9 protein-coding genes and 2 pseudogenes are annotated in these 11,653 nt (G+C 59.3%); 1 reads left to right on the top strand and 10 read right to left on the bottom strand.

From position 1 onward, the window contains the following. Positions 1–462: 462 nt before the first annotated feature. The 3 genes and pseudogenes from KYK83_RS17645 to KYK83_RS16630 all read right to left on the bottom strand — a co-directional run. Positions 463–546: pseudogene (locus tag KYK83_RS17645) on the bottom strand (DUF2231 domain-containing protein); the annotation flags it as partial. A 47-nt stretch (positions 547–593) separates the two neighbouring features. Further along, positions 594–1,973 (bottom strand): annotated as a pseudogene (locus KYK83_RS17565) (c-type cytochrome); the annotation flags it as partial. Between the two features lie 109 nt (positions 1,974–2,082). Next, the gene (locus KYK83_RS16630; RefSeq protein ID WP_222829058.1) at positions 2,083–2,703 is read right to left on the bottom strand and encodes a cation efflux transmembrane domain-containing protein; all 621 of its coding nucleotides are present in this window, start codon (positions 2,701–2,703) and stop codon (positions 2,083–2,085) included. A gap of 76 nt (positions 2,704–2,779) precedes the next feature. Here KYK83_RS16630 and KYK83_RS16625 point away from each other — a divergent pair, with 76 nt between their 5' ends. Next, a complete protein-coding gene (locus tag KYK83_RS16625) occupies positions 2,780–3,175 on the top strand; it encodes a MerR family transcriptional regulator (RefSeq protein WP_222829057.1) in 396 nt (131 codons plus the stop codon). Positions 3,176–3,188: 13 nt separating this feature from the next. On the opposite strand, the gene KYK83_RS16620 is transcribed toward KYK83_RS16625, so the two are convergent. From KYK83_RS16620 to KYK83_RS16590, 7 genes are all read right to left on the bottom strand, one after another. After that, positions 3,189–5,423 carry a TonB-dependent receptor family protein gene (locus KYK83_RS16620; protein WP_222829056.1) on the bottom strand — a complete coding sequence of 745 codons (2,235 nt, stop codon included), beginning with the start codon at positions 5,421–5,423 and terminating at the stop codon, positions 3,189–3,191. A gap of 141 nt (positions 5,424–5,564) precedes the next feature. Next, the gene (locus KYK83_RS16615) at positions 5,565–6,497 is read right to left on the bottom strand and encodes a cation diffusion facilitator family transporter (protein WP_230279166.1); all 933 of its coding nucleotides are present in this window, start codon (positions 6,495–6,497) and stop codon (positions 5,565–5,567) included. Beyond that, positions 6,494–7,336 carry a hypothetical protein gene (locus KYK83_RS16610; protein ID WP_160733290.1) on the bottom strand — a complete coding sequence of 281 codons (843 nt, stop codon included), beginning with the start codon at positions 7,334–7,336 and terminating at the stop codon, positions 6,494–6,496. The genes KYK83_RS16615 and KYK83_RS16610 overlap by 4 nt, the downstream gene beginning before the upstream one ends. After that, positions 7,333–7,962 carry a cation diffusion facilitator family transporter gene (locus KYK83_RS16605; protein WP_047822049.1) on the bottom strand — a complete coding sequence of 210 codons (630 nt, stop codon included), beginning with the start codon at positions 7,960–7,962 and terminating at the stop codon, positions 7,333–7,335. Before KYK83_RS16605 ends, KYK83_RS16610 begins: the two co-directional genes overlap by 4 nt. Further along, the gene (locus KYK83_RS16600; protein WP_082892251.1) at positions 7,959–8,402 is read right to left on the bottom strand and encodes a SpoIIAA family protein; all 444 of its coding nucleotides are present in this window, start codon (positions 8,400–8,402) and stop codon (positions 7,959–7,961) included. Before KYK83_RS16600 ends, KYK83_RS16605 begins: the two co-directional genes overlap by 4 nt. Beyond that, the gene (locus KYK83_RS16595) at positions 8,389–10,914 is read right to left on the bottom strand and encodes a heavy metal translocating P-type ATPase (protein WP_222829055.1); all 2,526 of its coding nucleotides are present in this window, start codon (positions 10,912–10,914) and stop codon (positions 8,389–8,391) included. The genes KYK83_RS16600 and KYK83_RS16595 overlap by 14 nt, the downstream gene beginning before the upstream one ends. A gap of 174 nt (positions 10,915–11,088) precedes the next feature. Then, positions 11,089–11,653: efflux RND transporter permease subunit (locus KYK83_RS16590; protein WP_222829054.1), on the bottom strand; the 565-nt coding region annotated here is incomplete at its 5' end.

Here is an 11,653-nt window from a genome sequence, read left to right as displayed (position 1 = left end):
ATATCTCCTGAATTGCCGAGTTACCGGGAAACGCGTCCGATCACATATCTTCCATGTCGTGATCGGCCATCGAGGACATGTCATGGCCCGCATGGGGATCGGCGGGTTGGGTCGCTTCGCTCGCGGGTTGCGTGCGCGCTGCTGGCGCTGCGGGTGTGGCAGTTGCGCGTGATGCGGGAGAGGCAGCGTGCCGTGAGGCGGGCGTGGCGGCCCCATTTGTCGAAAGAGCGTCCTCCCGAGCGGTCGCTGCCTCATCTTCGGAGGGAGAGGCTGCCGGATCGGCAAGACCCGACCCGGGAGCCGTGCCAGCCACCACTGCAGCTTCGCCCATAGGCGAAACCTCGGTAATCGGTGTGCTCTCCTGCGCCTTGTCGCAGGCAGCAAGAGCGGACATCAAGGGCGCGATCGCGAGAAACCCGATCGCTGCATTCAATCTGGAAGTACGCATGCTCTTCAACTCCTTCAGAGCCAGGAAATACCGAGGTGGTTCGGCCCATGCGCGAGCTCGCCGCCAAGGAAGCCCTGGATGAGAACGAGCGTCGCCATTCATCCGCATGGCTCTTGCCGTGCATCCATATCCCGACGGAGATGAGAATAACCGCCGCCAACAGCGCACCAAAACCTTCGGTCAGCTCGCGGCTCGCACCGCTGATGCTGACGAAGTAGGTTGCTACGACCCAGGTGGCGACACCTGCAAGAAGAGCAGCGATCCACCCGCCATGGACATAGGGCAATACCTCGAAGCGCTGCGACTTTTTCACAAAGGCGATCATGGCAATCACAACCAAAAGTGCCTCTATCCCCTCGCGCAGCAGGATCGTGAAGGCGCCTAGAAGAGTCGAGATGTCGCTGGCTGCTTCGGGCGCGAGAGCGACATTTGCTTGCTCTAGCAGGCTCGCGGCGAAAGCGTGCCGCTCGCGCAGTTGGGACACGGGTACGTCGCTCTCAATATCTGAACGATATTGGCTGAGCGCTTGCTCGATCTGCCGCATGAGATCGCCATCGCGCGTGGCGAGGATGCCCTCAACCGGTTCGAAGCCGTCAAGATAAGCCGACAGAGCTAGCCGGCGCGCCTCTGCGCGCTCGCCCCTCTCGTAGGCGGCGAGACTTTGCTGCAGGGTCTGGCGCGCAAGATCGAGCGAACCGTTCTCGCTTCTCTGGCTGACAACTTCGGGATATGATCGCAGGTACGCCATGACGGCCAATGCCCGGTTCTCTCCGATCGCGTCGGCGAGCTCTGCGGGTGTGATGGCCGTAAGCGTCTCGAGATCGGGTATCAAACGCCGCACCCGGTCATCTTCGCGCCAGATTTTCTCCCCCCGTTCGAGATCCTCGAATGCAATGCCGCCGGCATAGAATGCGAGGGCCCAGCGATCGGCTTGCGGAAGTGCGGCAAAGCTGGGCATCGACGTGCCCTCAAGGCCCTGTGTTATCACCTGATAAAGACCGAAAATGCTGCGTTGGCGCGCGCGGTCGGCATCGGTGAAATCGATCGGAGGAGGCTCCAGCGTCATGCTGGCGGCCGGAGGGGAGCTGCCCGAAGCACCGTGGCACGAGGCGCAGTTCTGGGAAAAGAGCGTCGATGCGCGAGACAGATCCGGAAGGTTTCGGGGAGCCAGCGGAACCGGATAGGCCTCCAGCAGCGATCCCCCCAAGGCACGGGCCAGCCGGGAAACGCGCTCGACCGGAGCTTTCTTCTCAATCGCCTGGCGCAGCTCGACAGACATCGCGATGAGACCGGGCTTGGCCGAAACATCTGGGAGCGCGGCTATTTGTTCGCCGACGGTCGAAGAAAATTCGACCATTTCGTCATATTCGAAATTGTCGATGACCTGCCCGTTCGACACCGCAGCGGAGTAATCGACAGCGATGTAGTCGAGAAGGCGCCACGTCGTGCGCACCTCTGCGCTCTCCGCGCGCGCTACGCCGGACAGGCTTAGAAGGAGGGAGATGATGAAGACCCTCAGCACCATGGGCGGCGATGGAATGGAAACAGACATCCGAACCCTTCTCAGGATATGCAATTAATTCGCAATATCAAATAAACCGCTTCTCATGCCCGACGCAACGGGCTGCTGAGCTTTAGATCGATGTCCTGAGTTCGCGCCTCGCCTGGACGAACACTTCGGCACTTCCCCAGATCGCCAAGCTTGCCAGGATTCCCGCAACAGCAAGATCAGGCCATGCCGCCCCCGTCCCGAAAACACCGACCGCGGCTGCAAGCACCGCGACGTTTCCGATCGCGTCGTTGCGCGAACAGATCCACACCGAGCGCATATTTGCATCCCCGGTTCGATACCGAAAGAGCATCCCAGCGACCGCGAGATTCACTGCGAGCGCCAGGAAGCCGACGATTCCCATCGTGCCGGCATCTGGTGAGGCACCCACAAAAAACCCCCAGAGAGCCGAGCCAAGGACCCAAAGACCAAATCCCAGCATAGTGGCGGCTTTCGCGAGCGCCGCGCGTGCGCGCCATGCAATTGCCATTCCGGCAACTCCGAGGCTGATGGCGTAATTGGCCGAATCGCCCAGAAAATCGAGTGCATCGGCCTGCAGCGCGCGCGAATCTGCGGCTATCCCGGCCACGATTTCGATAGCGAACATAATTGCGTTGAGAGCGAGGGCCACCCACAGGACCCGGCGCCATCTCGGATCGTTATGGGCATCGCCGACATCGGCAGCATCGCAACAATTCCTCGCCATCCACTCGACTCCTAGTTTCGAGACAGCCTATGCACCTTGTAGCCACTACAAGGTCAAGCGATTGGGGGTTGATGGTATGAAAATTGGTGAAGTCGCGCGCAAAACCGGCGTCAAGGCGGAGACGATCCGCTTCTACGAACGCGAAGGCATTTTAAATGCCCCGCCTCGAACTCGGTCCAACTATCGCGATTACGGACCTGCCGAGGCGGCAACATTGGTCTTCATTCGCCGGGCGCGCGATCTCGGGTTTTCGATGCCGGATATCCGCGAACTGCTTGAGCTCTCGAACGAGGACGATCGATCCTGCGCTGCGGTCGATTCATTGGCACGCGCGCATCTTGATCAGGTAAAACGAAAGATTGCCGCCCTGCAGGTCATGCGCGACGAACTCTCGCGCATGATCGCGAAGTGCGAACAGGACACGATCAGTGAGTGTAGGATCATAGACACTCTTGCCGTGCGCGATAGATAAATCGGAGGCGCCTCTAGAAGCGCAAACTAGCTCCTCCCACGAATCGGCGCGGCGCACCCGGTCTCAGGCCGGTTGGCTGGCGTGCGACAGCATATGTTTCGTCGAGCAGATTATCGATACGCGCGAAGAGTGATACCTCGTCGGTTACGGCAAATCGTCCAGCAAGATCAAAAATGATCCTGTCGTCCACCCGCTCGGCAACCGGAATGGGGCCGCTGCCGGCTTCGGTTCGCACCTTTGATACATAATTGGCACCTAGCGTCATGGATACAGGACCGTAAACAACGCCCGTCTCGGCATACAGCTGATGGCGGGCGAGATACGGCAGGGCATCGCCGGCGGAAACGGAACCGAAAAATTCGCTCTCAAAATTGCTGTCGAACTGTGCGTCGGTAAACGTGTACGCAACTGAGATGGGAAATGAAATCGCCTCGCCGATCGTCGGTGTCGCCGAGGCGGAGAGCTCAACACCTTTGGCCGTAACGGCCCCACCATTGAACTGATCGCCGATGTCTCCCACGCTGCACCCGACCGACTGCGTGCAATTTCCGAGCAGGTTGGAATAATCGGAGTAGAACGCAATTGCAGAGGCGCTTACCAGATTGTTTTGGAACCTGGCGCCAGCTTCGTAATTCCAGCTTTTCTCCGCACGGGCGTCCGGATTGCCCGGGCCGGGAGGGGAGAAGCCGCGTGAGACTCCTGCAATCAGCCGAACATTCCCGAGATCGTATGTGGCACCGAGCGCTGGGAGCCATTCATCGATGTTCGTTTTGCGCGTGCGTGTCGGACCAGCCAGTCGCTCGGGATCGTCCCGATCATAATCCAGCCTGGTCAACGTGATGCCCTCGTAGCGAATGCCAGGTGTGAGTGTGAGCCTTCCAAACTCAATCCTGTCCTCGAAGTAAAAGGCGATGGCATCAGCTTTGGCCTCGCGATTGGCTTGTGCTCCGAGCGCCGTCTGACGGACAAAAACAAGATCGCCGGCTGTTTGCGAATAAAAGTCCTCATTTTGCAGACGGTCCTCTTCATCCTCATGGATGCGCGCCGATACAGTAAGATTGTGTCGAAGCGATCCCGTATCGAAAGGCTTTTCCAACGACACCTGCAACCCTTGACTGCGGTACACGCGATTGTTGTTACGGACCCGAAGCGCTCCCGCGGCGCTGTCCGCTCCACGAAGAATGGCCAAGGCTTCAGGGTTTGCATCAGGATCATCAAACACGGGCTGAATGGCCTCAAAGCGGCCATCGCCATCGAAGTCGATATCCTGCAATTTTGACCAGCTTCGAGCGAAATCGTTACGATAGAGCGTCGCGGCGATCTTCGTATCATCGATGAGGCGGAGACTGCCTGTTATCCGGTATTGGTCATGCTCACCGGTAAAGCGGTCGCGTTGGCTTGCCGCATAACGTCGATAAGGGTCGGCGGCAAAGTCTGTATCAACAAGCCCGAGATAGGTCTCGTTCGCGTCCAGCTCGGATCTTCCATAGACAAGCTCGAGGCGAGCGTCGGTGGGCGCGTCAGGGCTTGAATGCACGGCAAACCGCCCGCGGTAATCCTGACGATCAAAGCCGGTGTCGGCATTCGGGAACCCGTCAATCGTCTTGAACCCGTCGCTCCCCTGCTGAAAGGTCTCGAGCAGCGCACCCACATTATCTGTCTCGCCACCGACCCAGCCATGTCCCTGGTAGTAGCCGCGCGATCCGTATTGGCCTGAAGCCGAACCGGCGAAGCCCGCGACGGGGATCGGCGTCGAGCGAAAGTTCACGGCCCCGCCGATCGTGCGGGGTCCGTAAGCCACAGCCCTAGCTCCCTTGACGACTTCGACAGCCGCCATTCGGCCAACCGCCGGAAAATAGTAGGCTGCGGGGGCCGCGTAGGGGGCTGGCGCAATGAGCACCCCGTCTTCCATCAGCGTGATATTGCTCGAACGTTCCACCGGAGTACCGCGCAATCCGATATTGGGAAAAAGTCCGAACCCGTCCTCTTCTTGAAGATTGACCCCCGGCACCTGCCGCAAGACCCTATTGACGTCGCCATACTCAAATTCGCGAAGGTCCTCGGGGCCGACAATGTCCGCCGACCCGGCGACGTCGCCCTCATCAACTCGCCCGCCGGTGACGATGATCGATTCGGATTGCGGAGGCATGCCGCCCTGCGCGCCTGAACCGCTTTTGGCATCAACCGACTGCGCGACCGCCGGACTGGAGAGCGCCAATGCCAGAAGAGAGACAGTTGCACGGTACATATTCAATCCTTTCAAATCCGTTCGACGCCCTAATAACCATTCTGCTATTGATTCGCAATAGCGATATATGCCGATGTCCTGCGTTTGCGAGGAGGCGAAAGGTGGGTGCTAGAGACTTGGCGGGACGCTCAAACAGCTACCTCACCGAGAAGAGTGATGAGGCGGAACCAGGTCGGTGTTGCAATCGTGCGCTTTGCAAGCCTCGAGCGTCGCATGCGCAATTTCGAACCGCTGAGCGAGTTGCTCTTTCACGGACATTTTTAAGGTTTCAAAATCATCGAGTGATCCCGACGAGAGAACAATGTGCGTTTCGAGAGCGCGATGGTGTTCGCCGAGATTCCAAATATGGACGTGGTGCACGCTTTCGATGCCTTGCTGGCTTTCAAGAAAGGCGACGATCCGGTCGAATTCCAGCTCGTCGGGAACAGCTCCCATCAATAGTCGCACAGTTCGCGGAAGAAGCGTAACACCCTGCCAGATCACATAACCTGCGATGATCAGCGTAATCACAAGGTCGGCGATGGTAAGATCGTAGAGAAGGATGAGTACGCCGGCTACAATCACGCCAACCGATGCCAACGCGTCCGAGACGTTATGCAGGAAGGCTGCCTTCATATTGATGCTGTCATGCGCGCCGCGATAGACGATAAAGGCGGTCACGAGATCGATGATCAGAGCGATGCCCGCCACCCAGATCACCGTCCATCCCTCGACCGGCTGCGGCTCGGCGAAACGGTTGACTGCCTCGACGATCAGATAGAATCCGATGATGAGCAAGGTCGTCAAATTGATGAGCGCGGCGACCACTTCTCCCTGGGCGTACCCGAAGGTCATCAGCTTGTCGGCCGGACGTCGACCCATCCGGCGCGCAAACCATGCAAGGCCCAGGGAAGCCGCGTCGCTGAAATTGTGCAACGCATCCGCGATTAGTGCCAGCGAGCCCGAAACGATGCCGCCGATGATCTGGGCCAACGTCAGGAGAACATTGATGGCGACAGCAAACACAAGCTGGCGATCGCTCAGGTTTTCCTCACCGTGGCTGTGTCCTGCATGGCCGTGGGCGTGCGCCATCATCGCGCTCCTTCTTTAGAAAGTTTACTATCGGTTGCGCTCGGATGCTGGAGGATGGCATCGGAAACCCCTGTCGCTTGGAGCACGGCGTCGAGACCGGCGGCGAGCAGGCCGAATCCCGCCATGCCGCATATAAATGCCACCAGCGCCTTCACGTTCATTCGGCATCGCTTGACAAAGGGCCGGGCAATCAAGTGAACAGAGGCCAAGAGAAAATAGCCCGCGAGCAGTATCGCCATCGCGCCATCGACGTTGCTGTTTCTCCCGTGCAAAAGCCAGAAAGCCCCGACAACCCAGGCGACGAAGACAAGCGCGAGAATGACATGGACCGCGCCGCGATCCATGGGGTTCACGATCTCTTCGAGCAGACTGGCGGTGGTTCTTCTTGCGACCAAGAGAGCGGATAGGCCGACTCCAAATGTGGCAGCCAAGCCAGCGTAGACAGAGATGGCCGATGCAGCTCCTAAAACGAGCCCACCGCATGCCAGCGCGATGCCGGATGCACACAGAATGCCTACTTTCGGCCCGCGCTTGGGTCCCCAGCGCCGGTAGATCCCTTCTACGACCTTCGTCGATAGAAGATAGAGGGCACCGCCCGCAGGAAACAAGACGACGGACCCCAAGCTTCCCGCTATAAAACCGCCCGACTGCTCGGCCATAATGAACGCGAGCATGACGAACACACCGGAAATTATAGCGCCCCAGAGTCGCTCTACGGCGTGCGAGGATCCGTTCCGTTCTTCCCAGATTGCACCGATCCCGAGACCTAGGCTCGCCATCATGGCCATGCCTAGAACCCGCGAGATATCCTCGGTGGCGAATATTTCATGAATAAGCGTCATTCGCGCTTGTCGCCATGCACGGTTCCGCGTTCGTCATGCCGATCCTTGTGGGTGTCGCGCAGAATGTCGATCCCGCCATATATGGCAATTGCCGCAACGGCGACGCCAACGACGAGATCGGGCCAGTTGGCACCTGTCAGCATGACGATAATGGCGGCAATTATGATGCCACCATTGGAGATGAAATCGTTAAAGCTGAAGGTTGTGGCGGCGCGGAGATTGACGTCCTTCTCCTGCATGTTCTGCAGCATTCGTAGACAGATCAGATTCACGACAGCTGCCACTGCAGCCATCGCCATCATCATTACTCCGCCGGGATCGGAACCCTCCACGAAGCGCCTTATGGCATCGGCAATGACCCCGGCAGCGAAGACCAGCAGCATGATCCCTGAAAAGCGAGCGGCTCCGCGCTTCCATTTCCGTGATCGGGTCAAGGCGAGCAGGCTGAGCGCATAGACAATGGCGTCCGAAGAATTATCGAGGCCGTTAGCCAGGAGGGCGTTGGAATCGGCCAGATAGCCGACGGCGAAAAACCCGATGGCAATCGCCACGTTGAGCCACAGAACAATCGAAAGCGTTTTCCGCTTGGCAGTTGTATCGAGTTGCAGATCCCCTTCGCCGCTCATGCGTTGACACCTCGGGCTTGAGCCCAATTCTCCGCCTGCTTGCGTTTGGAAAACGGAAAGACCTGCAACTCCGCGCGGAACAGGCGGTCAAATATTCGAGTGCCCCGCTTTTCCGGTTTCTGGTCGTCGACGATAGCAATCCGCCCGAAGCTGTCCTTGGGCCGGATGTCGAACTTAAGGTCACGCCAAAGACCTCCCGAAAAGTTTGGTGCGAGTGCGAGCAGCATCGGAACCGTATCGTTTCTGCGCCGCGCGCTACGTTCGAAAACGGCCACGAAGGTATCGCAATCTGATGTTTGCACCGTTCGGGCGGCCTCGACCAGGTTCAGTCCATCCTCTTCCGACAAATTCAACACAGCTCCCTCCAAAGTTGGTACACTTGAAGTTCGTTCAGCGCGGGCCGTCGGCATGGGGACGTGGGAAAGTTCAAGCGCCGACATTTGCCAAAGCCTGCTCACTGCTATGGTGGGATGGAGGCCCATTGTCGCTAGAACGTTTCTCGCGATAGGCGAGAAGCCGTAGAGTATTGGCAACGACAATCAGTGTAGAGCCCTCATGCACAGCAACTGCGGGACCAATGCCGAGACCGAAGATGGTCGCCGGAATGAGCACTGCGACAATCCCGAGGCTCACCACCATGTTCTGGCGAATGATGGAACGGGTCTTGCGGCTGAGGTCGACCGCGAACGGCAGCTTGGCGAGGTCATCTGCCATAAGTGCGACATCGGCGGTTTCCAATGCGACGTCGGACCCGGCTGCGCCCATTGCTATCCCGACGGTTGCATTTGCCATGGCAGGAGCATCGTTCACCCCGTCTCCGACCATTGCCACTTTGTCCTGACCGGCGAGCTTGCGGATAGCTTCGACTTTGTCATCAGGCATTAGATTGCCCCATGCCTCATCGAGACCAACATCCTCTCCGACAGCGTCGGCGACCCTCTGATCATCGCCGGAGATCATGATCATTCTCGTGATTCCGAGTTCGCGCAGCGCGTTAAGCGTCGTTCTTGCTGCCGCGCGCGGTGTGTCCAATAGCCCAATGGCTCCAAGATCGCGCGTCCGCGAACGGATAGCCATCGTGGTCCGCCCACGCTCGCGCAAAACCTCGATTGCGCTCGTCAATTCAGGGCCAAGCGGAGGGACCCCGTCGACACCGAACATCTCGAGTTTGCCGATCCAGACTTTTTCACCTCCGACGATCGCGGTAATGCCCTTGCCCGTGAAACTTTCGAGGTCGGTCGCCGCCGGCAACGCTTCTTCACCATTTCGCTCGGCACTATCCCTGACGATGGCTTGGGCCAGCGGATGGTCGCTCAAACTCTCCGCTGCCGATGCGATTCTCAGCAATTCGCGCTCGGACACGCCGGTCGCTGTCTCGATATCGGTTATTCGGGGCTCACCTTCAGTCAGCGTGCCCGTCTTGTCGAATGCGATGGCCTTCAATGCACCTAAATCTTCGAGGGGTGCGCCGCCTTTTACGAGGACGCCGCCTCGCGCAGCTCGCGCGACCCCGGACAGGACCGCGCTAGGCGTCGCAATAGCGAGTGCGCAGGGGCTGGCAGCGACCAACACTGCCATGGCGCGGTAGAAGCTATCGCGGAACGGCTCGTCTATGATGACCCAGGAGAAGAGCAAAAGCCCCGCAAGCGCGAGCACGGCAGGCACGAAAATGCGCTCGAAGCGCTGCGTGAAACGCTGGGTTGGCGATTGCTGCGCTTCGGCGGCACTCACCATCTGCACCACTTTCGAAAGAGTGGTTTCGCTCGACCGGCGGGTCACCACGACTTCGAGAGCCCCCGAGCCATTTATTGTGCCGGCGAAAACCCGGTGGGTGTCTGCCAGCCTGTCGGGAGTCTTCCGCGCGGAAGCGATATCCGATACCGCGCTCTTGTCGACGGGCACGCTTTCGCCCGTGACCGGGGCCTGGTTAATGGCGCTCGCCCCTTCAGACACAAAGCCATCGGCAGGCAAGCGCTCATTCGGGCGGACGACCACAACATCGCCTACCACGAGTTCCTCGACGCGTATCTCCTCGACAGCCTCGCCGCGCTTCACGCGAGCTGTTTCGGGAGCGAGCTCGGCGAGCGCTTCGATCGCTCTTTTCGCGCGACCCATTGCATAGCGCTCAAGGGCGTGGCCGAAGCTGAACAGAAAAAGCAGCAACGCGCCCTCCGCCCATTCGCCGAGGATCGCAGCGCCCGCAGCCGCCACAAGCATAAGACTGTCGATCTCGAACCGGCGGAGCCGGAGATTGTCCCAGGCCTCTCTGAGTGTGTAGAACCCACCGAAAAAATATGCCGTAACGTAGCAGAGAAGAGGCACGAACTGGGGGTAGTTCCCCCATAGTTTTTCAATGCCGAAGCCCGTTGCGAGCAAGCCCCCCGACGCCAGGGAAAAATAGAGCTCCGTATTGGCACCAAGAATGCCGCCATGCTTATGATCGTGCTCGCCACCTCCATCGTGGGCATGCCGTTCGCGTGAAGAGTGGGAAACATTGCCGGAAGTTTTCGCTCGTCGCGTAGCGCCAAATCCTTTTAGCGCTGCGACAATTTTCTGCTCGTCGGTCCGTTGGCGGTCGAACTCGATCACGAACGTCCCCGCCGCATCGGCATAGGCTTCGAGCACCCCGGTTTGCCGAGCGATAAGATCGGCAACGGTCCGGGCGCGCCGTGTGGAGTTCACGCCATCGACGTCATAGGTCAGGTGGCCGTACCGACTGGAGATCTCTGCCCCGGCCACATGCGCAAGCTCCTTGATGCGCGCGACGGAGAGCCGGTCTGGATCATAAGAGATGTTAAGCCGCGCTGCAGATTGGCCCGGCTGCTCTTCCACGGTGACGTCGTGAACACCTGTCTGTCCACGCAGCAGCGCCTGAAGTCTTCCGATACACGGATCATCGCTCGTTGCTTCGGGCACGAGAGCTGACACTTCGATTTGAATAGTACGTGCCAATTTGCCTTTCTCCTTTGAAGAAACCGTCGAACGCAATTGAGCCGTGCCAGAATTCGCGGCACCCGAGCCTTCATGGATCGAACGAGCCGGTCATTCGATAGCTTGGCGGGCCAGCGCTGCCACTCCTCCGCGCGCTTGCGAGAAAGGACGCTGTCCCGCCATATAGCTTCGCCACTAGGTCACATTTTGAAGCTCCTCGCGCTCTTCAGGCGTGACATTGCGCCGCAGCCTGTCCCACCAACGCTGTCGCCAGGTCCGGTCATCTTCTCTGGTCCCGAAAACCAGCTTCAAGATTGCGGGCAAGACGAAGAGGGTGAGCGCGGTGGCCGTGATCAATCCTCCGATGACGACTGTCGCCAAGGGACGCTGCACTTCCGCGCCGGTCCCGGTCGCAATGGCCATCGGCACGAAGCCGAGCGATGCAACGAGCGCGGTCATGAGAACCGGCCTTAGGCGCGCCAATCCACCATCGACGATGGCGTCATCGAGCGCCATGCCCCTGTCGAGCCGCTGACGGATCGCAGTCACCATCACGAGGCCATTCAAGGTCGCCACACCCGACAGGGCGATAAAGCCTACCGCCGCAGATACCGAGAATGGCATCCCGCGTAGAGCCAAGGAGAAAATCCCGCCTGCCAGGGCCAACGGGATCGCGCTGAATACGGCGAGCGCCGGCACCCAGCCCCCAACCGCCATGTAAAGCAGCAAGAGAATGACCGCGAAAGCGATAGGAATGACT

Origin of the sequence: Qipengyuania pacifica, from assembly GCF_019857205.1 — a bacterium.
Taxonomy (GTDB): domain Bacteria; phylum Pseudomonadota; class Alphaproteobacteria; order Sphingomonadales; family Sphingomonadaceae; genus Qipengyuania; species Qipengyuania pacifica.
This window is presented reverse-complemented; position numbering and strand designations above follow the sequence as displayed.